Consider the following 24,460-nt stretch of genomic DNA (forward strand, 5'->3'; position numbering starts at 1 on the left):
ACCTGGATCACGTCACACTTCACCATCGCGTCTCTCGATATTTTATACTCAGTCCAAATTGCCCCGGAATCGCAACAGGAAAACTGGACTCAGCCCAGGCGGCATCGCTATGCAGTGAGGCCAAATTATTTTCGATCTCTTACTGAAAATATCACTCAGATTGCCGGATCTGTATAGGTAATCTGTTGAAAAAAGCCTACATAGTAGATTTATTGGTAAAAACCCCCAAATTGTTAAAATTATGATAGAAGTCCCATTTTATAGTGGAAATTCTTCCACAGATTGGTTAATCCTATTATCTTAACTGAAAATAGGTTGAATGCGCAGTTGGAGAGTTATTCAGGATTTAGAAGAAATCAGCAGAGATGTACAGGACTGTAAACGTTACTCCGGTAGGTTAGACAGTTAGAAAATAATAGAGATAGACTTAACGATTCTCATCCCCGAGACTTTTGATTCACTTACGAAGGAATGACAGGATGCTACTGACGAACTGGCTCAACACACTCACTTCCCGTATCCGTAAACGCCGTGTTTTCCGTTCTCGTGACCGTCGCGACATTCGCAAACGCTGGCAGTCAATCGTCAATAATCAAATCTCCACAACAGAAGCGCTTGAAGACCGGACGCTGTTGACGACATTTTTAGTGGATGACGACTTTTCGGGACTGACCAATGGGGATGCCATTGCGGACTTCGATCCTGTAACGGGCGGAGATCAAGCAGGAGTTTTTGGAACTCATGCATTCGCGACGATTCAGGATGCGGTTACTGCAGCTGCATCCAGTGGCGACTTGAGTGACATCATTTATATTGCAGACGGTACATACAATGAGAATGTCACCGTGGGAACGTCAATCGAATTTATTGGTGCAGGGACAGCCGCTACTACTGTTACTGGAAGCGGAATTCTGTTTACCGTGGCTGCCGATGATGTCCGTTTTCAAGATATGACTCTACAGAATGCAACCCAGGGGATTCGGGTCAATTCTGTTGTAGACAATTTGCAGGTTGATAATCTCAGTTTCGAGGGCATTGTATCCGGTACCTATGGTATTGAGATCCATAATAGTGCTGTATTAACGAATCTGAGTGTTGCTAATAGTTTCTTCTCAGGTACCGGTGGCACTGGGATTAGAATGGCGTCGACTGCGGTCGCTGATGGCATTCATGTTAATAATACTGAGTTTGATGGGATGAAGAATGCCATCAATGAGGCCAGCAATAATACTGTGACAGGCGGCCATCTTCGCGATCTACAGGTCACTAATTCGACATTCCAGAATATCAGTGATGTCAGTATCTATGCAGAAGACATGCGCGATTCCAACATCAGCGGCAATGATTTTTTTGGAAACCCGGCGGGTGATTCTGAACGTGACATCGTATTGAATAACAAGTATTCCGCCAATGGCATGGCTTTCGGCAATATTCAGATCACCAATAACTCATTCTCAAATTCCGACAGACCAGCGATTCAACTAGACAGCAGAGCAGAAGCAATAACAGGCGCCGTTACAATCAGCGATAACACGTTCGACAGTGATATTGGAACGCTGACATATTCGTGGACTCGAATTGATGTGAACCTGAATTCGAGTTACTCCCATGCACCGGTTACAATTAATAACAACTCCATCACTTTCACCGGCAGCGCGAGTGCTGGATCGACAGGTACCTCTGCCATTTCGCTTTCCGGGGGTTCGGATGCAATCACGATAAGTGGGAATACGCTGACAGACAACACGACCCTTGTCGGTTATGAAACAACAGGAATATTCATCGCCACAGACAATTCATATTCGGGTGCCATCTCACCGACAGCCGTTATTGATATCTCAAACAATTTCATCTCTGGCTTCGACGCTGCCATCGGTCTCTATGATTTGCAGGCATCCACTCCAGGCGGGTTGACTACTGGCGCTCAAGTGAATGTCACAAATAATTCGCTGGCAGGTAACACAGCAGGCGTCACCAGCGGTACAGGAGAAATCGTAAATGCTTCCGGCAACTGGTGGGGGAGTTTTGATGAGGGGGATGTCGCTGGTCTGATGACCGTGGGGGTTGACTTTTCTTCTTACCTCAATAGCGGCACAGATACAGACGGTGGAACAGCTGGCTTTCAGGGCAATTTCAATGTCGTGAATGTAACTGCTTTGGGGGATCAGACCGGACCATTGAGCCGGATTCAGGAAGCGATTGAGGCTGTAAATCCCGGCGGAACGATTAATATTGCCAGTGGAACCTATGCCGGTAACGTTGATGCCACAGCAACGGGTATTGATAAAAGTGTGAAGCTGGTCCCCGGCAGCAGTCCGGGGCAGGTGGTGATTAATGGTGATCTGAAACTGGATGGCAACGACATTGTTGATATCGAAGTCAACGGAACCACTGCCGGAACAGAATACGACCAATTCGTCGTCAATGGTGATTTGGCACTGGGCGGTGCCACGCTGAACCTGATTGATGGTCATACTCCTGATGTCGCTGAATCGTTTATCCTGATTGAAAATAATGGTCCCAATCCTGTTGGGGGAACATTTAATGGATATCCTGAAGGGTATGTGTTTACTGATTTCCTCGGAGTTGGCGGGCTCTCTGCTTACCTGACTTATGCAGGCGGCGATGGAAATGATGTTGCGATTTATACAGAGATCCCTGCTCCCGTTGTGGATATCCCGGCAGATGGTGGTGCAGACGAGTATGTCATGCAGATTATCGGTGGCAATGTCGTTATTACTGAAGTGGGTTCAGGGAATGTCGTTTCTAATACTCCCCTGTCTGCTTTGGAGGGCACACTGGTCATTAATGGCGAAGCTGGTGCGAACGATACGCTGACGATCGATATGACCGGCATCGATCAAACGACTGATCTCCAGATAATCTTTAATGGCGGGACCGGTGGATTTGATACACTGGAATTAGTCAACGGCAACCTGGACTCCATGGAGTTTCGCTATGTGGATCCCAGTAGCGGAAGCATCAGGCTGAATGGCTCAGGCTCAGATTTCATTTCCTATACCGGTCTGGAGCCGGTTACATCCACTGTTAACGCCACCAACGTGACGCTGACTTATACCGGGGGCGCTGAGATCATCGATATCTCCGATCTGGGCGGCGGACAGACACGTGCTAATTCTTCTCTCGGAGAAATGACTGACTTTTTCAACCCGACGGGAACACTGACCATCAATGCGGGCACCGGTGCGGATACGATTAATATCAACTCACTCGCTGCCGGCTACACCGCCAACATTATCATCAACGGCGGCGATGAAACTGATACGATAAACGTAGACTCTTCCGTTTCACTGGCTGCAGGAAAGACAATCCAGTTTAACGCGGAAGTTGTGGAGTTGACGGGCGACGTGACTGCAGATGCGATTACAGGAACGGCGACAACAGTGAATATCACTGGTTCTGCCGGTGGCGCCGAGATTCAGGACGCCATTGATCTGGCAGCATCAGGGGCAACGATTAATATTGCTGCCGGTACTTATAGCGGGCTGATCTCATTGAACAAGTCGGTCGATTTGCTCGGAGCTAATGCAGGTATCGACCCGAATTCCATGGTCCGAGGAGCCGAAAGTATTATCAACCATGCTGGTTTTTATGCGATTAATCCGACTGCGGACGATGCCACAATCGACGGTTTTTCCTTCGTAGGAAACGGCGGACGTGTGATCGATAGCTACGCAGATGCGAATAACCTGACCATTGCCAACAACATTTTCAACAACACAAATATTCCGGGGGGGCAAGGTGGCATCCAGTTACAATCCGGTTCGTTTGATGATTTGACAGTCGAACAAAACCTCTTTCAGTTCACGGGAGGCGGAGCTGCGCTGTTGGTCGGCGCAGGCGGTTCTTTCGAGAGAATGCACATTGTCGGAAACCACTTCGCTGGAACGACGGGGGGAATCTTCCAAAACGGCGGCACGATCAATGACGCTGTCGTCGAACAGAACGAGTTTACAGGCGACGTCGGGATGAACATGGGCGATGCTGGTAATATTCAGATCCGGGAAAACACTTTCGATGGGACTTTCTTCACTGGTTTTCAGGTTGGAACAATTGGTGGTGAAATCGTCGGCAACACATTCCAGAACATCGAAGCCAGCCCTGGTTTCTTTGGGCAGGCATTCGAGCTCTGGGGAGGACAGTACGGCACGACTGTTTCAGAGAACGTGACAATCGAGAATAACGTGATCCACTACAACGATGTCGTCGGTGCTGCCGAGCCGACTCACGGGATCCGATTGCGTCTCCCCGATGGAGGACCAGGGATCGATGCATCCACGATTCACATCAACAACAACACATTTATCGATGGCGGCGTACACGGCGATGCCAAAGCGATTCGACATTTCGGTGACCAGACAACCGCAGCCGATGCATCGGGAAACTGGTGGGGAACCACCAACGAAAGTAGTATTGAAGCGTTAATGGAAGACGCAGATGGCGGCACACCACTCATGGTCGACTTCACTTCATTCTTGGATGACGGCACAGACCAAAACGTGGGGCTGGCAGGTTTTCAGGGCGATTTCTCCACACTCAATGTGACGGCACTGGGTAGTCAAACAGGTCCTGCTGGGCGTATTCAGGAAGCGATTTCCAATGTCACTTTTGGTGGAACCGTCAACATTCTTTCGGGAACCTATGCCGGAAATGTAGACGCAACTGTGACTGGGATTAACAAGAATGTTACGTTAGCACCAGGTAACAGTCCTGGTCAGGTCGTTATTAACGGAGACTTGATCTTAAACGGTGATGATTTTCTTGATATCGAAATTAACGGGCAAACTGCTGGTTCCGGTTATGATCAGTTTATCGTCAACGGAGCTGTTGTGTTGAACGATGCCGCTCTGAATCTGACCAATACTTATTCTCCAGTGGATGGTGATAGGTTCACATTGATCGATAATGACGCTGCCGACGGAATCACAGGAACTTTCATTGGCTTTCCTGAAGGTCATGAGTTCACAAATTTCCTGGGTAGCGGGTTGAACGCCTACCTGACCTATGTTGGTGGTAACGGAAACGATGTTGTGATTCATATGGAAGATTCGACACCTGAAGTTACACTACCTGCAAATGGCACGACTGATCATTATTCATTGGAAATTGACGGGACCAATGTTGTGATCAAAGATGTCACTACAGGGGACATTATCTCATCGACACCACTGGCTTCTCTGGAGGGCACACTGGTCATCAACGGGGAAGATGGTCAGAATGATACTTTGAGCATCGACATGACCGGCATTGACGATACAACACCGCTGCAGATTCAGTTTAATGGCGGTACCGGTGGTTTTGATACACTGGAATTACTGGGGGGAAGCCTGAACTCGGTCGAGCATATCTTCACCAGTGATAGTAGCGGTAGTGTTCAACTTAATGGTTCTGGAACAGATTTCATCCGTTATACGGGATTGGAACCAGTCTTGGATACGATTGTCGCCGGGGACCGGACTTTCAGTTTTACCGGGGCAGCTGAAATAATTACGCTGTCCGATGATGGTGTAGCTGCGAACGGAACTTCTCGCATCGATTCCGATCTCTTCGGTGAAGTGGTCACCTTCCTCAATCCCACCGATAATATATTCATCAATACTGAAGTCTCCGGCGGGTCTGGAGCAGATCTGGTTGATATTGTCGGTCTTGATTCTGACTTTGATGCGAATCTGACAGTAACTGCGGGAACCGATGATACGATCAACACGGGTACCGTTGATATCGGATCGGGAGCGCTCGACCTGACTGGTGGCCAGGTCAATGTGAATGGTGCTTTCACGACCACGGGCAGTGTGGATATTGTCTCAACATTTGGAAATATTACCTTTGCATCAGCCGGGTCCATCGACGCCGGTACCAGTGAGATTGACTTAACCGCCGCTTCCAATGTGAACTCATTAAATGTGACCACCACCAGTGAGGTGCGGGTCACTGCCACTACTGGTGGCATTAATGACTTGACTTTGAATGCACAGATTACGGCTGATCGGGTCGCCTTACGTGCTGGAACTGGTGGCATTACCGGCATCACGACCAATGTTAATACTCTGGCTGCCAGAGCAACAGATGGCGGCTTTGACATTGACAATATTGGTTCCCTGGAGATCGGGTCGGTAAATGGCCTGGATGGTATCACAGCGAACAGCAGCCAGATTTACGTGACAGCCACCGGTGCGTTGACCGTCAATCAGGCAGTCTCAGCAGAAACGATTGGTTATCTGAGAGCCGTTGACGCAGCTAGCGCAGGACAAGATCTGAACGTCAATGCAGGGGTCACCACTACAAGTGGAAATCTCAATTTACAGGCCGGTGATAATTTGAATCTGGCAACCGGAGTCACTTTGAATGCCGCGGCAGCTTTGATTCTCAATATTGATAGTCCATTTGGTGGTGTTGCAGATGCAGCGGGTGGTGTGGCCAACCTGAATGGAATTCTGCAAGCGGGAACAGATATCACCGTGAATGGTGGAACTCAGGCTGATCAGGTCATCATTGACTCGAATGGTGGTCCCTCTAACGATGGTGGTACCGTGGACGGCATTCAGTCGCTCTTCACTTTCGTGGGTGGTGGTGGTTCTGATGAACTAATTGTCGATGACTCCGGCGATAACACTGGTGATAACATTATCATCCAGAATACGGCGCCTGGAGTTGGTGCGGTAATCGGTGCTGGTGCAGTGACTCTCAGTTATGAAGACCTGGAAGATCTGACAGTCTATTCCGGGTCCGACGCAGATGATATTACGGTCAATCCCAATATATCAACGGCGATCAATATCATCGGCGGGAATCCGACGACCTCTCCCGGCGATTCACTGACTTATCTCACTCCTTTTGGGGAAGGTTCTACCTACACACCAACGGGAGCCGACAGTGGTACGATCGCTGCGACAGGTGGGTTCCAGACAGTCACATTCGATGAAATCGAAACGGTGACTCTGGGAGGCAGTGTCACGGTTACTGGTACCGCCGACGATGATGTGCTGACCATCACCGCGACTTCTGCCAACGCCGGAACCTACCAGATTGTATCCGGGGGCGTGCCAGGTCCTGTCGTAAACATCAATTCCATCACCGATTTTACCTTCAACGGTGGTGACGGCGACGATGTTTTGATCATCGACAACTCCGGGATTGCTCCTACAGCAGGCTCAGACCTGTTTAACCCCGTCGACGGTATCTTCTTCAACGGCCAGGGTAACACTGTTGTGGGTGACAGCCTGCAGATTCTGGGTGGCGATGCCACAACCGTAGAACACCGTTTCACCAATAACAATGACGGCAGCATCCACATTGATGGTTCGCCCACTGCTACCATTACTTATACCGGTCTGGAACCGATTCAGGATGATATTACCGCCACCGATCGTATTTTCAGCTTCCTGGGTGGAGCCGAAACGATCACACTGTCTGATGATGGTGATGTGGGCGATGGTGAGTCGACGATTGATTCCGATCTGGCTGAATCCGTCACATTTGCACATCCAAGTGGCACCGTGACAATTAACACTGAAGCCTCTGGCGGCAGTGGAGCAGACCTGGTGCAGATCAACGCGGTCGATGCGAACTTCACTGCGAACCTGACTGTGAACGCGGGCAATGATGATACGATCATCACCACTACTGTTGACATCGGTGCGGGGATTGCAGATCTGAATGCAGGTATCGTTAATATCAATAACGTATTTACTACAACGGGCAGTGTGGACATTGATGCGGAAACGACGATCGTGTTCACTCCAGCCGGTGTGATTGACGCTGGTGCCAGCAACATTGACCTGACCGTCAACAACGGTAATATCGCATTAGGACAGGTCACGACTACGGGCGATGTGACGCTCACGGCTACCGCTGGCATACCAGCTCTCGGTATCATCAGTGATATCAATCTTGGTGTCAATAACATTACCGCGACCAATGCTACGCTGGTTTCCAGTGGGGATGTCGGTTTCTTAGATGCATTAGAAATCGCTGTTACTGCTTTGGAGGCTAATGCAGGTGGTCTTTTAAATGTGGATAACACGGGCACCCTGGATATTGGATTTACCGGCGGCATCAATGGAGTAACTGTGGGAGCCGCTTCTACGATTACTTCCACCGGAACCCTGTCAGTGACAGAAGATATAACCGCGACCGGTTCCGGGCTGATTCATGTGGAGTCCTCCGCCGGCAACGTTCAGATGACGTCTGGTACACAAATCGACGGGGGCTCTGGTGATGTGGAAGTGGTCGCAGCGAATGACGTTCAACTCGGTCTGTTGACGACCTCCGCCAATGTCTCTGTCACCGCCACTGCCGGCGAAATTACCGACAACAACGCGGGATCGACTAACATCAACGCGGTTAACGCCACGTTGACTGCCGGCACCGGTGCTGGCGTGGGCGATGCCTTGGAAACGACGATCACCGCTCTGGAAGCCAATACCGGAGCTGGTCTGGAAGTCGACGATGCAGGAACACTTAACATCGGGTTTACCGGTGGGATTGTTGGATTGACTGCTGGGGCACCCTCGCGTGTTACCTCGAGTGGTACCATGACCGTGACAGAAGGTATTACCGCTTCTGGTGGCAACCTGCAACTGGAAAACACGGTTGACGATTTTGTCTTGAATGCTTCTACAACGATTTCCAATACGGGTGGGTTTGCAATACAGGTGGACTCTGCCAATGATCTGACCGTGAACGGTACGGTGCAGACGGCAGCAGGTGCCATAACCCTGCGGGCGGACAATGATCTGCTGTTGGGGAGCAGTTCCTTGGTCGATACTGTCGTAGGCACCTCCACTGCGACGGTCACGCTGACTGCTGATTTCGATGATAACGACAGTGGTGTCTTCTCGCAGGATGGCGGGGGAACGAGTCTGGTCAACGCCCGCGATGGTGTTTTGAACGTGACCGCCGAAGGGAACATCGAGATTGCCGATCTGCGGGGAGCCACAGTCCAGGTTGATTCCGAAGACGGGGCGATTCTAGACAATACCAGCCCTGGCGAAGCCCCCCTGATCACCGCTACCAACGCCTATCTGGAAGCCGGCACCAGTGTGGGAACCGGCGATGACATCAATACCGCGGTGACGACATTGGCCGGACGCTCTCTGAATGGCCAGTTCCGGGTCAGTAACACGGGGGCGTTGACGATTGGTACGGTAGGCGGCTTCCCCGCGGGGGTGGTCGCAACGAATGGTTCCGTCACCATTTCTACTGTAGATACCGTCGGAGCTGACGATGACTTGACGATCAATACCGGTGTCACTGTACAATCCACGACCGCGAGTGTGGAATTGAATGTCGGAGATGACTTCACGCTGACAGCCGGCGGCACCATCCAGGCGGCATCGACGATTGCGATCAATGTCGATCCCAGTGCAGGCGATCTCGATTTGGCAGGATCAACAGTGGATCTGCTGGGGAACGTGATTGCCGCCCAAACCACGATTAGCGGTGGTGATGACTCCGACACGTTCAATATTCTGCCGACCCAGGACTCGCCGATTACCGTGAACGGTGGCGATCCTACACTACCAGTTGTTCCCGGCGATGTGTTGAATCTGGACTTCAGTGGGTTAGCTTCGCCTCCGGTTCTGACATTGGGTGTTGATGCTGGCTCAGGAGCATTCAGTTTCCTGGCTCCCGATTTAGAGCAACCCGTGAATTACTCGAGTATCGAAAACGTGAATACCAGCGTAGGTGGATATCACCTGGTGCTCAACATGTTCACATCCGGTTTCCAGGACAGCAGCGACGATACGATTGATGCGACTGTAGATGCAACAGACACCGATCTGCTGCTGGATATCAACGGAGGCAACTTCTTCACCGGAGCCGTCGCCGACATCCTGTCCTTCACTACAATCGGTTCGACCGATAACGAAACATTGAACATCAATGAGAATGGGAATGGTGTTTTGCCATTCTTCCAGGGGGCAGCTCCGGCGACGATTCCTGGATCCAACGGTTCGCATTTGAATACATCGGCTCAGACGTTCCTGGATGCGGAATTTGCAGGGGCGGCTCCCTTTACCGTTGACGACATCACGATTCACTATGACGGGGGGCTGGGAACAGATACCCTCAATGTGAACTTCACGTCAGATCATAATACGGGTTACTTCTCAGATACCGACGATGGTCTGGGCAGTGGTAATATTGGTGCCGCTACTACAGCCGGTGCCGACATTGATCTGGGACTGTCTTTCGCTCGCCTGGAAGGCGTGGGGATCAATGGTACTGCGACCGGCGGATTACGCGTGGATGCCTCTTCGACTCCCCTTACCGACAATATTACGATTAGCGATGACGGAACTCCTGCAGACGGTATTTCACTCATCGACGGAAACATGCAGTTCACCGATCTACTCTTTTCTGGTTTTGATGATCTGCAGGTCGTTTCCGGAACGGGGGCCGAAACACTGGATCTGGTTGGTCTGGATTCGGACACCACCCTGACCGATGTGGAACTGAATGCGGATGATGTGGATGGTACGGATACAGGCAACGATACGATCCGTGTGCAGTCTACTCCTACAGGTACCGTGACCAATGTCACCGTCCGGGGGGGGCTGGGGAATGATCTGATCCAGATCTTCGATGCTGGTAATACCGTTGATAATATTTTCGCCGCGATTACGGTCTTCGGGGAAGATGGAACTGACACTTTAACACTGGATGACTCCGGTGATGTGACCGGTGATGATACGTTTGAAGTGACCTCCACAACTATTGAAGGCATCAGCAGTTCTCCCGGAACCGACGTGACATTTACAGACATCGATAATCTGAACGTCACGGGAACCGCCGGCAATGACACCATCAATGTAAATCTGGGAGCATCGCTGGATCTGAATAACGTCGAAATCAACGGTTCCGGTGGCGATGATACCTTCAATCTGCAGAACAGTACGCCAGCGGGCGTTGATACCCGCTTAAATGGTGATGCAGGCCTGGATGATTTCATTTTCCTGGCGAGTAACGTGCTGACGGGCGTCATCGATGGTGGTGCTGATGTCGACACGATTGACTACAGTAGCTATACCCCGGCCGTGCATGTCATCTTAAATGCAGTAGGTACGACTGATGGTTTCAGGGGAACCGAATCAACCAGTATTCTGGAAACGGTACTCTCCACAGGATTCGATAATATCGACAACCTGATCGGTTCAGCTGGCGTGGATACGCTGCAAGGCCCTGATCTGAGTAATTACTGGGGCATCACTTCTACCGACGAAGGCTTCATCATTGCCGATCGGACCAATCTGAACAGTGGTCGTCCGACAGTAGCCGGGGATGCGATTGCCAGCGGAGCGGAAGAGCGTCTGGATTTCACCAGCTTCCAGAACCTGATTGGTGGCTCGCAGGATGATCGATTCGACCTGTCTGACGGAGCTGGCCTGACGGGAACACTCGACGGTGACAGTGGAAATGACAGCCTGGATTACCGGGACTTTACAACGGGTGTGACAGTCAACCTGTTTGCAGGAACTGCCACCAATATTGGTAGTCTGCTCGCTGGTGCCGGCGGTGGTGACGATGATAACAGCATTGAAAACGTGTTCGGTGGTGATGGTAACGATAACATCACCGGCGATAATGATAATAACATTCTGGGAGACGGTCTCGGCAGCGACAACCTGGACGGCGGTGGCTTCGGTGCTGGCGGTGGTATCGGGGCAGGTGGTTCTGGTAATGGCGGAAACGATGTGTTCCTGATCGAACCCGGAAACGCCGGCAGTGCCGATGTGATTACTGACATTCATGGTAATGATACCGTCGACTTCCGTTTTGCCAGTGCCGGCATCACGTTTGACGTTGACATCATCAACGAGGCACAGACTGTCTTCGGTACGAGCACGGTTGAACTGCGACAGATTCAGCCCGAGCAGCCTGATACGAATCCAAGCTTCATGGAAAATGTGGTCGGCAGCCAGCAAGACGATTATATCTACATCGATCCCCTGTCCCAGGATGGTAACTTCCCGATCGACGGGCCTCCGGTTCTGCGTTCTGCTGATGGACAGGGGGGCACAGACTTCCTGGATTTCGACTCCAAGGGACAGGAAGTCATCGACACCGGCTTCTCCCTGACTGCAGACGGCGTGGGTACCGTCCAGTACCTGAACTTCGAAAATGTGACGCCTTTTGAAGATAATCCCGCCTTCATTATCGATAATGGCGATCCTGGATTCACATTCACTGGCGATTGGCCCTGGTATACTCTTAGCAATACCTATCTCACCACTGGTGCCGGATTTGAAGACGACTTTTATGTTACTGACGCTGAAACTCCCTTTAGTACCGGTCCTGCCCAGGCTTACTGGGAATTCTTTGGGCTGACTCCTGGTGAATATCGCGTTTCCGTGACCTGGCCTTTCTCTGAGAATCCTTCAGCCGCACAGTTCAAGGCAACGGATGCTCCGTTTACCGTCTATGACGGGACTCGCGATGAAATCGGTTCCACTGCCATTGATCATGGGACCTTTGATCTGAATCAGCAGTTGGAACCGGATGATTATTCAGCCGATGGCACCACCTGGGAAATTCTGGATACGTTTACCATAAGCAGCAGAACGTTGACCGTGATGCTGACCAACCTTGCCGACGGGTATATTACCGCCGATGCAATCCGGATCGAACGCGTTTCTGCCGGACCAGAGATTGATCTGGTAGATGTGACCGATCCCATGGAACCTCCGGCACAGATTGTCGACGGTGAACCCGACGGGATTCAGTTCGGTCCCACAGAACTGTTGACCGATGTGGTGCGTACGTTTGAAATTACCAATTCTGGCTCATCAGATCTGACGATCAGTAATGTTTTAGTACCCACCGGTTACGAAACCACTCTGACGAATCAGGTTATCGGAAGCGGGAATACGGTCTCATTTACAATTACCATGGGATCTGACACCTTCGGCGACCGTTCCGGTATCTTCTCATTCGAAACGGATGATGTGGATGAATCGACCTTCAATATTCTGCTGGATGGTCAGGTTTCCAATGTCATCATCATCGACGATGGGGATGCAGACTTTTCAGCGACACCCGGTTTTATAAATTTTCCCACGCTGGAGAATCTGGGATCGAACGGTTATGAAGGCGATGTGACAGGGGCTGTTCCCAATGATCCTGGCAGCACACCAGCTCCAGGACTGGAAACTGCTACCTGGACCTTTTCCGGCCTGACGAACGGAAACTATCGGGTCTCTACAACCTGGTCTCAATATTTCAATCGTGTGGAAGATGCTCCTTACTCACTGAATGGTGGTTCGATTATTGAGGTCGATCAGAGTGTAGCACCTTCCAGTTTTGTGGAAGATGGAGTTGCCTGGTTCGATCTGAGTACTTCATTCAATGTCACTACCGGGGAACTGGTCGTCACCCTGACGAACGAAGCCAGTAACTGGGTCCGGGATCACTGGGATCTGGCTAACGGAGTGATTGCGGATGCGGTTCGCATTGAATACCTGCCTGTACCGGATATTGAGATCACAGTTGATGGCTCACCCGTGGATGATGACACGGGTGTGGTAGACTTCGGCAGCACACTGCCTGGCATCCCCGTGATCAAAGAATTTACGATTACCAACCTGTCAACAACTGACGCAGTGAATGTGACGGGACTGATTGAATTCCCACCGGGTTTCAGTATCCTGCCCACTTCACCGTTCGGTACAGATACGGCTACAGTCCCACTTGCCGCCGGTGCGAGTATTACTTTCAGCATTCAGTTTGACGGGGGAACGAACGGTACCACATTTGGTAAAGTGTCCTTTACGACAGGGGATGCTGACGAGAACCCGTATAACTTTACGGTTCGTGGAGAAGCGGGGCCGGCGACTGTCGGAATTAACGATACCAATTTCTCTAAATCTGGGACCTGGCAGGAAGTGAATCCAGAAAACATAGGCGATCCTCTGTTTCTGTATGCGAATGAATTGTACCAGCCCGGAACTGGTGCCAATGCCGCGACCTGGAGCTTTGATGTGGAACCGGGGCGATATCAGGTCGTTGCTCACTGGACTGTCGATCCTGGCGTGACCATGAACGGTTCGGGGGCTGCTTCAAATGCTCCTTACACAATCTCTGATGGACTTTCTCCCGTAATTGTCTATGTGAATCAACAGACCAGTTCCAATGATTTCCTCGATGATGGAATTCTCTGGGAATACATCGGCGATCCGTTTGTGGTTTCCGACCCCAGTTCAACATTGACCGTTCAGTTGACCGATGATGCTGATGGTATCGTTTACGCGGATCAGATTCGCATCTATCGAGTTGTCGATCCGGTGGTCAAAGTCGAAGTGGATGGCGGTACGGTTGAAGACAGCGGGACAGTCAACTTTGATGACACGATCGTGGGAGCTTCTGTGGTCAAGACATTCACTGTGAGCAATTACGGTGAACGAAACATGGCACTGAGCCCAACAATCAATCTACCTGCCGGCTTCAGTCTCATCAGTGGGTTTGGATCAACTAATCTGGCACCTGGTGCATCCACCACCTTTACCCTGCAGATGGATGCCAGCTCAGCCGGCAGCTTCGAAGGTATGGTCTCATTCGGTGTCGATTCTTCCGATGCGAATCCGTTTAACTTTACCGTTACCGGGTCAGCAGCAAACTCCATGATTATTGACAATGGTGATCTGGGTTACACGACCAGTGGTAACTGGATTCCACAATCCAGCACTACAATCTACGATTATTACGAAGATGACCAGGATGTATTGGCCAGTGATAATCTTCCCAGTACAGATACCGCTACCTGGGATTTCACGAACCTCGCAGCAGGTACATACAGTATCTCTTCACACTGGGGTTCCCACAGTAACCTGTCTTCCAATGCTCAATTTTTGATTTCAGGAATATTGGGTGGCGATATCACCGTATCGCTGGACCAGCGTTATGCTGCCGACGATTTTGTTGATGGTAGTGGTGTGAACTGGGAAGCACTGGGAACATTCCAGGTTGCCGGCGGTAGTGATTTAACGATTACTTTGCTGGATAATGGAACTCCCGGTAGATTGGCCGCTGATGCGATGCGTCTGGAAGTGCTGTTACCCGGTACGATTGATCCGGAAATCGAAATCGAGGCAGGTGCCGTCAGCCTGGTTGATAGTGTAAGCAACATCGATCTGGGTACCGCCTTCTATGGAGAAACACTGTCCCAGACATTTACGATTACGAATACCGGAACCGATACTCTGAGTCTATCTTCTGTCACCCTGACTAATGGCTCTGTGTTCGGTGTTCCAGTTCTCCCTGATTTTACAATATACGCTGGTCAATCGACGACGTTTACAGTGGAATTCAACAGTACGGGAACAGCCGGTCCGGAAACCAGCTTACTTACTATAAACAGTAACGATAGTGACGAAGGCTCGTTCGAGATTGATCTGTCTGCCACGATGACGACTACACTGATTATCGACGACGGTGATACCGGTTTCAGCAGCACAGGTGACTTCTTTGCGACAAGCTGGCTGGCCTATTACGAGTGGGATGCCCATCAGCTGAATACCGGTGATACCGGAACGGCAACCTGGGAATTCAGTGGTCTGAATCCTGGTGACAACTTTAATGTATACGCGACCTGGTCTGCCCATGGAAGTCTGGCCACCAATGCGGAATACTCGATTAACGCGGGTGGTCCAATTGTGGTCAATCAGCGTCTGGCCCCCAATGACCTGAACAGTGATGGGGCGAACTGGGAGCTTTTGGGAACTGTGAATGTCACAGCCGGTGGTTTGATTTCTGTTACACTGTCTGAGAATGCTGCCGATGGAAGAATCCGGGCTGATGCTATTCGCATCGAACGCACGGGGCCACTGATGGCGGCAGCGGGTGTCAGTACTTCGAATGCTCCTGCGATTACTCAATCCGATCTGGATTCTGTTCGCGACGCTGCATTGAGCTACTGGAAATCGACAGGATTAAGTGAAACCCAGATCAGTCTGCTGGAGTCTGTCAGTTTTGTTCTGGCTGATCTTCCTGATGCAATGCTGGGGGCCGCGACTACCACTACAATTCTGATCGACGTCAATGCCGCTGGCTATGGCTGGTTTGTGGATGACACGCCGTTCGACAACAGTGAATTCAGCCTGGATGCCAGTGGTGAACTGATTGCCGGTACTGGAAGTGCAGCCTATGGCCAGATGGATCTGTTGACGGTTATGCTGCATGAAATGGGCCATACTCTGGGTTACGATCATGACGATGATGGTGACTCGCTGATGAGTGATGCTCTGGATGCCTCGGAACGCCATCTGCCTGAAATCGATGATTTCTTCAGCGGTGTAGCTGACGGGGATAACCCACTGCTGGACTAAATCAGTCGTGAAAAATGATTGACAGACAGTCCCCGAAAACTTCCGGTTTTCGGGGACTGCTTTTTTAAATAAGAGGCGAATTCGTCTGACTGCAGGCGGTCTTATTCAGAACCGGGAGTCAGCAGCTGGCGGAAATTGGTGCCGAGTATCAGACGTTTGTCCGCTTCAGAAATCTGTGCTGCCGTGACTTTGCATAGCTCGGTTCCCAGCGAACGGGAAGGCAGGTGGCTGCCGAAGATAACGCGGTCGGCTCCCAGTTCACGCACCGCCATTTCGATGAAGCCGGCTGTAGGGTCAAAACCAGAAGTTTCCACAAGGATATTCTCCGAATCGCGTACTGCGCGAATGCCACGTTCCCACTCACCGCCGGAATGCGCGCAGATAAATTTCTGCTGCGGAAAGCGTTCTGCCAGCACTGCCAGTTCGGAAGGAGTCGACATTCCTGTGCTCTTCTTGCCTCCTGTAATGAACCAGGTATGCTGCATGATTACGCCATTCAAGTCTGCAATCCGCTCGATGAGAGGGGCGAAATTGCGATGCGTACATGTGAGAGCTGCTGGTCCGCCTCCCGGAAAATAGACGCCGCGCATCGGGCCGTCCTGTAACCAGCGATTGAGTGCGTCCAGCGAACCAGGCACATTGTTGGCATTGAGCTGAATCATGCCCAGCAGCAGATCAGGCCAGCGTTTCAGCGGCCCTTCCACAAGTTCCGGATGTGCTTGCAGTGTCTGTTCCAGATCACGGTCCGTCGTTGTCCCAATGCCGACATGAGGGAAGTAGCAGAGTTTCTCAAACTTTCCGGCTTTGATCGCGGGCATCGCCCGTTCTATTTCGGCAATCAGACTGCTGCTGCCATCTCTACCCGGATGGGAATGGGCTGGTGTGAAATACGAATCCCAGATGCGATAGTCTTTCAGCACTTTACTGGCAGGCAGACCAACTGTCTGAGGTGGGGAAGTTGTTGTTTTTGAATCGTCTGTTTTGACTCGGATCCTGTCAGGCTGTTTCTGGTTCGCTTTACTGGCAGAAAAGAATTGAGTCGCATTGTCTGCCAGTACGAATTTCAGCTCTTCCGTGTTAAGGATCGAAGATTCAGAGACACGCACTAATGCGGCTTCGGGAATCAGAAAAGGGGCGTGTGTGCCAAACAGGACTCGACCTGCAGGGAGACGCTTCACCAGCTCAGGTACGCCATCAGTACTTTCAATGCGGGCCGTGTCAAAGAAGATGCCTGGTGCCTGGCTGAGTTTGTTGATCAGATCCGGTCGGAGTTTCGCGTTTAACAATTGTAGTCTGAGTCCAGGAACATTCGCTGCCAGTTCCGGAAGTAGTGTCAAATCTACGTCCGCAACCTGCAGTGATTGATGCTGGGTGCGGATATCTTCGAGAGAGACGGCGAGTTGAACGAACAGTCCTGCAGCGGTGGCCTGTTGTAATAATGCCAGCAGACGCGGATCTGTGAGCGTATAGCCGTGATAGTTGGGATGCAGGCGGATGCCGGGCATCTGATGTTTTTGACTGCATTGTTGCAGATCGTGTTCCCAGTCCGGTAATGTGGGGTTGATGGAACCGATGGGAATGAGTTGGGGGTAGCGTCGACATTCGTCAGTCAGTCGTTGATTGACTGACGAAATGTCACGATGCAGAATGCCCTCGTAGCTGCCTGCCCAGGCCTGTTCCATGCCCAGGACTTGAAGTTTTTTTACCAGTGTCTGAGTATCGTCAAGCGGGAGCTTTCGAAAGGGCCATTGAAACAGGCTGACGTTGGTATCAATGATTTTAAGATCGGGTGTCTTGTTCTTTGCAGACTGTGTCGTATTCAGGCCGAAAGTGGCGGCGAAACCGACTGTCGCAGATGTCGTCAGAAACTCACGTCGGTTGAATTCACATCCCGGGTGGTTCAACTGAGGATCTCCTTGACCACACGAGGTGGATTAACACCGGTCAAGCGTTCTTCGAGTCCGCTGCGCGTATAGAAAAGTTCCTGGTGATGGAGCCCCAACTGGTGGAGGATTGTGGCGTGGAAGTCGTGGACGCTGACGGGGTTTTCGACCACGCTGTGTCCGAATTCATCGGTAACGCCGTAAGTGGTGCCCCCTTTGATTCCGCCGCCTGCCATCCAGGATGTGAAGGCCTGCATGTTATGATCACGGCCCGAGAAACCGTTAGCGGATTTCTGTGTAGTGGGAGTGCGTCCAAATTCGCCGCCCCAGATCACCAGGGTGGAGTCGAGCAGGCCTCGTTGTTTAAGATCGCGGAGCAGGCCGGCAACGGGTTTGTCGGTTCGCTGACACATGGCGCGGTGATTGGCGGCCAGGTCGGCGTGGCTGTCCCAGGGTTGTTCTTCGAGGAAGATCTGTACGAAACGGACTCCCCGTTCGACCAGTCTGCGGGCGAGCAGGCAGCGTTTGCCGTACGAATCGGTTTCCTGCGCGCCGATGCCGTAATCTGTCAGGGTGTGTTGTGTTTCGCTCGATAAATCAAGGGCTTCTGTGGCTGACATCTGCATGCGTGCCGCGAGGCTGTAAGATTCGATCCGGGCGTCCAGCAGGGGGTAGTGAGGTCGTTTGTCACGATGGATGAAATCGAGCTGATTGAGCAGTTTGCGTGCGGACTCGGTGACAGCCGAGGGTTGGTCGTATTGCGGCTTGAGATTTAAAATTGGCGAACCGGTGGGTCGCAGCCGGGTTCCCTGGTACGTGGGAGGCAGAAATCCGGATGTCCAGTTGCGTGTGCCGTTTTTAGGAGCGCCCAGTGGATCGGTTAAGACGACATACGCGGGCAGATTCTGGTTTTCGGTTCCCAGTCCATACACGGTCCACGATCCCAGTGTGGGATAGCCCATGAACAGGCGGCCGCTGTGAATTTTATACAGGGCATTATCGTGGTTGGGGTGATCGGTCCACATGGAGTTGATCAGGCAGAGTTCATCGGCCATCTTTGCGGTCTCGGGAAGGGCATCGGCCATCCACATGCCTGATTCTCCATGTCGGGCGAACTTGTATTGCCCGCCCAGCATCTCGCCGATACTCGTGGTATTCGAATTTCCCAGGTCTTCAATGTTACCCGGGAATGGTTTGCCGTCCATCTTGTTCAGAACCGGCTTGGGGTCGAACAGATCCATCTGGCTGGGACCGCCATTCATAAACAGTTGAATGACTGAAGTTGCTGCAGGGGGATGGTGAGGCTGTTTGGGTTTGAGATCGTATTGCCGGGGTGCGTGCGGAGCGTCATTCGCGAGTGCTGCGGTGCCACCAAAGAAATCCTGGCATAACAGATGTGTCAGCGCGGCGCCCATGACGCCATCACTGGTGCGGGCAAAGAAGTCTCGACGGGTGGAAAGTGGTTCGGGCTGGCTGTTCATATTCATCAGTCAATGTATAGAAACGCGGCAGAGTTAAGAATCGTGTGGCAATAAGTGTCCAGAGCGGCTTCCGGTGTTTCCTTCCAGAGTGCTTCCAACTCCTGCAGAGTGGCCTGTCCCAGTTGACGTTCTTCCTTGCTGGGGGAACGACTGAGGGCCAGTTGGTAGACCAGGTCGATCTGGGCTCCCAGGTCCTGTTTTTGGTCTTCGGACAGCAGATTGCGAACCCGGTCGGCGAATGCATGTGAAAGAGAATGCACGCGTTCGTTATTTAAGAGCATCAGAGATTGAGGCGAAACGGTAGAGACATTGCGTGAAACACAGTTAGGGCCCATTTCCGGATAATCAAATGTATCCAGCATCGTCGGTATCTGGGTTCGTCGATATTGCAGATAGACGCTGCGCCGCCAGCCACCTTTACTGGTGGCGTTGGCGCTGACGAGACCGTTGCGATCGACGGTGATGGAATCAGGGGGACCGCCGGGAGTGGGATCGAGTTTACCGGAGACGGCAAGGATCGAATCACGCAGTGCTTCGGCGTTCATTCTGCGAAGTGGCATATGTGAAAGCAGTCGGTTCTGCGGATCATGCTGTTGAATCGCAGGAGTAATGTGGCTGGATTGTTTATAGGTACGCGAATTCATCATCAAACGGTGCATCTCTTTGATGCTCCAGTTCTGTTCGACAAACTGGATAGCCAGCCAGTCGAGCAGCTCCGGATGAGAGGGACGTTCCCCTTTGACGCCGAAGTTCTCGAGTGTTTTGACCAGGCCTGTACCGAAATGGTGGTACCAGATTCGATTGACCATCACACGTGCAGTGAGCGGGTGATCTTCGGCAGTCAGCCATTGTGCTAAGGCCAGCCGTCTGCCGGTCTTGGGGGTTCCTTCAGGAAAAGGGGGGTTGACTGTGAAGGGAGTACGTCCATCAGTGAGAACCGAAGGGACGCCGGGACCAACCTGTTGACCAGGTTGATCGTGTTCGCCTCGCAACAGGATGTAAGTGGGAGAGGGTTCACCGCGGTCCCAGAGGGCACGAATTGTGAGGGGGGGCTCCATCTGCTGTTGCACTTCGCTCATCTGTTTTTCGATCGATGATACGTTTTGCAATGCCTGTTGCACCTCATCTGTGAAATCCGACTCGGGCATGGTTTCCGCGATTCTTAATTTCTCGACCAGAATCCGCTGGCGTTGTGTGCGGGTGTTATCGGCAATTTTTAAAGCCTGCAGGGTTTCCTGTTGTTCTTCCGCGGGTTGATCGGGATAGTACTGGCGAAGCATGGCGATCTGCTGGGCAGCGATTGCTTTTTTATGCTGTTTTTCGAGTTTGGCGAGTTCTTTTTTGAGCAGCGGGTTAGTTTGCTTGACGCGGCTTTTCTGTTCGGGGGTGCCCAGTTCCAGTGAACGGTTTTTAAAAGAGAGCCAGTCGTATTCATCAAGGGCGCCCTGGAAGATTGCTTTGAAGCGATAATAATCACGATGCGGCAGCGGATCGTATTTGTGTGAATGACAGCGGGCGCATTCCAGCGTTAACCCCATGACCGAGGAACCCATCACATTGATGGCATCATAGACCACTCCCAGGCGTTCGGGGACGAAATTCATCGTGCGGGAACCGGTCTGGTCAATGCCCATCCGCAGGAAACCGGTGGCGACGAGGTTGTCGACAATTTCTTCTGTGATCACCGGCGCATTTTCATAGTCGGTTAATTCATCGCCGGCGATCTGTTCCAGCAGAAAACGATCGTAGGGTTTATCGTTATTGAATGCGGCGATGACATAATCGCGGTATTTCCAGGCGACGGCCCGCAACGGGTCGGAAGAGACGCCCCCTTCGGAGTCCGCGTACCCCGCGAGATCCAGCCAGTAGCGTCCCCAGCGTTCGCCGTAGCGGGGAGAAGCGAGCAGATGATCGACCATACTCGCATACCAGTCTGGATCATCAGAATGACGCCACTGTTTCCACTCCGTGAGTGAGGGGGGAATGCCCGTCAGATCCAGATAGGCACGGCGGATGAGAGTGTCGCGGCTGGCTTCGGGAGAAAATTCCAGTTCGTGTTTCTGCAACTGTTTGAGAATCAGTTGATCAATGGATTTGATATCAGGTTTTGTCCGTGGTGCTTGAAAGGCCCAGTGCTGGCGGTCTTCTTCCGTGACGAGTGGATCTGGTTGCAAACCGACAACTTCCGGTTCGGGATCGACGATTGGTGCAGCAGCAGCGATCCATTCCCGCAGTGTTTCGACTTCTGATTGTGGAGGCCGCTTGACAAAAAACTTCAGCAGCTGTTCCTGGGGAGGGCAGGCATGACTTTCAACGCGTTTGATCATCAGGCTTTCATCCGGTTTGCCCGCGACAAACGCCGGGCCCTGATTGCCTCCTTTCCGCATGCTGGCGGGAGTCCGCAGATCAAGGCCGCCTCGCTGCAGTCGTGCGCCATGGCAGGCAGTACAACGGAGGAGCACGATGGGCAGGACATCGTGTTGTGTGATCTGCTTTTCTTCGGGCTGATGAGGTTTTTCAGATTTGGCACCGGTGTCGATCCACTTGTGAATCAGTTTGCGTTCTGCTTCCGTCAGTTGAGGCTGTCCCTCAGGTGGCATATCTCCGCCGTCAACCAGAATCCAGAGCATGCTGTCATCGACTGTTTCTGCGATGGCAGATTCTCCAGATTCTCCTCCACGATGCACGCCGGTAATATTTGAGAGATCGAGTCCCCCTTTGCGAACCTTGTCGCTATGGCATTTGCCACATTTTGCAGCGAGAACCGGCTGAATATCTTTTTCAAAGAGGAGTGGTTTTTCTGCGGCTTGAATTGTTCCGAATGGGCCTGGAACAAAAACAACAGCAAGCAGCGGAATAAGAAATCGCATAGGCATCATTGGTAACGCTGGCAGGAGGGTGTGAGGAACGCAGGTGTTGTTCTCTCTATACTACGTTAAGCGGGCAGGGCATACAAGACAAAAAAGACCTGAAACGGGTCTCTGAATTGGTCTGATGATGAGATTCACATTACGATATCTGGGTGAGTTATCGGGATCATCCAGATCGTGGTTCGATGGACGAGAAGTCCGGTTTGCGGTAGTTTGGAAATCGTGAGTTACCACACAAGTCGTTGAATTCATGATTCGAGAGGACCGAGGTCACATGATGAGCCCGTCAAAAACAGTTCGCTGGGGAGTAATTGGTCTGGGATGGTTTGGCGAAGTTCACGCTGACAACCTGTCTGAAATGCCGGGAATCGAACTTGCTGCGTTATGCACCCGACGTCCTGAACGTCTGAATGAAGTTGCGGACCGATTGGAAGTCACGCGACGCTATACCGATTTTCGTGCACTGCTGGCTGATCCCGAAATTGATGTAGTCAGCATCACTACTCACATTAACGATCATCGAGACATTGCCATTGAGGCACTGCGCAGCGGGAAGCATGTCCTGCTGGAAAAGCCGATGGCGCCGACAGTGGCTGACTGTGAAAAAATTGTGGAGGCCGCTCACGACGCGGCTGGTTTTTTCATGGTGGGGCATATCTGTCGCTTCGATCCGCGCGTGACACTGGCGAAGCAGGCGATTGAAGAAGGACGTATTGGCGAAATTATTTCCATGCATGCGCGGCGGAATCTGTCCAAAGCGATCGGTGAAACAGTACTCGATGACATTTCCGCTTTGATGGGAGATGGAATTCATGATGCGGACCTGATGCTCTGGTTCAGCGGTGCGAATGTTTCGACTGTTTATGCGCAGGAGGTTCATCCGGGTAAAAATAAATATCCTGATGGAGGCTGGTCGATTGCGCGGCTGGATAATGGTGCTGTTGCGGTGGTGGAGTCGGTCTGGCATTTGCCGGAGTCGACACCTTATACCATCGACGCGCGGATGGAAATCATCGGTACGAAAGGTGCGATTTATATCAATTGTGGTGAGGCAGGTCTGACAATCCATGATGCTGCGGGTGTGAAAATGCCGGACACGATGTACTGGCCTCGGCCGTTTGGTCGTTACCTGGGAGTGTTGCAGGAAGAGCTGCGGTATTTCGCTGATTGTGTCAGAACAGGGGAGCGTCCCGCGCGGATTACTCCTGAAGAATCTCAAGCCGCTGTCGCCTGGATGGCAGCGGCAACGGACTCCGCGCGGACGGGTTCTGTCATTACTTTTTGAAGCGATCTATGATTTTGATGGGGCGTGGCCAACTGTTTTTCTGCGTTGTGCGCTGATAGAGAGTTCCAATTGATAAGTCTGGCGAAGCACTTGAATGATTGTGCGTTGCCGTTGGTGACCATCAAACTTCGCGAATCAGATTAGGAGGAAATTCCGTTTTTTGAATCCAGGTTCAGACCTGTGATCCTGGATGACTGTTTGAATGTGATTCCCTGGACATAGAGAAAAATAACAAGCTGGGAGGCAAGTCATTACTCGATACCAGACCAGTAAGACTGAAAGCATGCGGCATTGATGCTGGAATTGTAATTTGCGAGGCCCTGTCTCAGAAAAAAAAACGCTTATGATCGGTGAGTCGAACCCTATGCAGGTTGAGATTCAGCATATTCTCATAATCTATAATAGTGGAAATGTTCTTAAAGTTATTGCTTGTAATGCTTTGCGGAAATCGTGTGTGCATGGTGAACTCACACCCCGTGCATTATATTCTCGTCCTGGTATGTCTTCTCAGGCTGGGTAGAGAGAATTATACGAGGTGCAGGGTTGAAATATGTTGCTCTGATATTAAGATTGTGCTGGAGATTGAAACTCAGTCTCA

5 protein-coding genes are annotated in these 24,460 nt (G+C 51.5%); 2 read left to right on the top strand and 3 right to left on the bottom strand.

The window, feature by feature from the left end; translation table 11 throughout:
• Nucleotides 1-479: 479 nt before the first annotated feature.
• The gene (locus GmarT_RS08705; protein WP_044236716.1) at nt 480-16,343 is read left to right on the top strand and encodes a golvesin C-terminal-like domain-containing protein; all 15,864 of its coding nucleotides are present in this window, start codon (nt 480-482) and stop codon (nt 16,341-16,343) included.
• Between the two features lie 101 nt (nt 16,344-16,444).
• On the opposite strand, the gene GmarT_RS08710 is transcribed toward GmarT_RS08705, so the two are convergent.
• From GmarT_RS08710 to GmarT_RS08720, 3 genes are read right to left on the bottom strand one after another with little or no spacing between them, the layout of a single operon-like run.
• Complete coding sequence (locus GmarT_RS08710) at nt 16,445-18,247, bottom strand: amidohydrolase family protein (protein ID WP_002644785.1); 1,803 nt, start codon at nt 18,245-18,247, stop codon at nt 16,445-16,447.
• Nucleotides 18,244-19,707 (bottom strand): DUF1501 domain-containing protein, encoded by a 1,464-nt coding sequence (locus GmarT_RS08715; protein WP_232288120.1) that lies wholly within the window; start codon nt 19,705-19,707, stop codon nt 18,244-18,246. Before GmarT_RS08715 ends, GmarT_RS08710 begins: the two co-directional genes overlap by 4 nt.
• 5 nt (nt 19,708-19,712) lie before the next feature.
• Nucleotides 19,713-22,577 (bottom strand): PSD1 and planctomycete cytochrome C domain-containing protein, encoded by a 2,865-nt coding sequence (locus tag GmarT_RS08720; protein WP_052301221.1) that lies wholly within the window; start codon nt 22,575-22,577, stop codon nt 19,713-19,715.
• A 274-nt stretch (nt 22,578-22,851) separates the two neighbouring features.
• On the opposite strand from GmarT_RS08720, the gene GmarT_RS08725 reads away from it, so the two are divergent.
• A complete protein-coding gene (locus tag GmarT_RS08725; protein ID WP_002644782.1) occupies nt 22,852-23,862 on the top strand; it encodes a Gfo/Idh/MocA family protein in 1,011 nt (336 codons plus the stop codon).
• Nucleotides 23,863-24,460: the final 598 nt, after the last annotated feature.

Origin of the sequence: Gimesia maris (assembly GCF_008298035.1) — a bacterium.
GTDB lineage: Bacteria > Planctomycetota > Planctomycetia > Planctomycetales > Planctomycetaceae > Gimesia > Gimesia maris.

Excerpts from the sequence above, each read along its gene's own strand:
- GmarT_RS08705 (WP_044236716.1), top strand. The coding sequence starts at position 480 with ATGCTACTGACGAACTGGCTCAACACACTCACTTCCCGTATCCGTAAA.
- GmarT_RS08715 (WP_232288120.1), bottom strand. The coding sequence starts at position 19,707 with ATGAACAGCCAGCCCGAACCACTTTCCACCCGTCGAGACTTCTTTGCC.
- GmarT_RS08720 (WP_052301221.1), bottom strand. The coding sequence starts at position 22,577 with ATGCGATTTCTTATTCCGCTGCTTGCTGTTGTTTTTGTTCCAGGCCCA.
- GmarT_RS08725 (WP_002644782.1), top strand. The coding sequence starts at position 22,852 with ATGATGAGCCCGTCAAAAACAGTTCGCTGGGGAGTAATTGGTCTGGGA.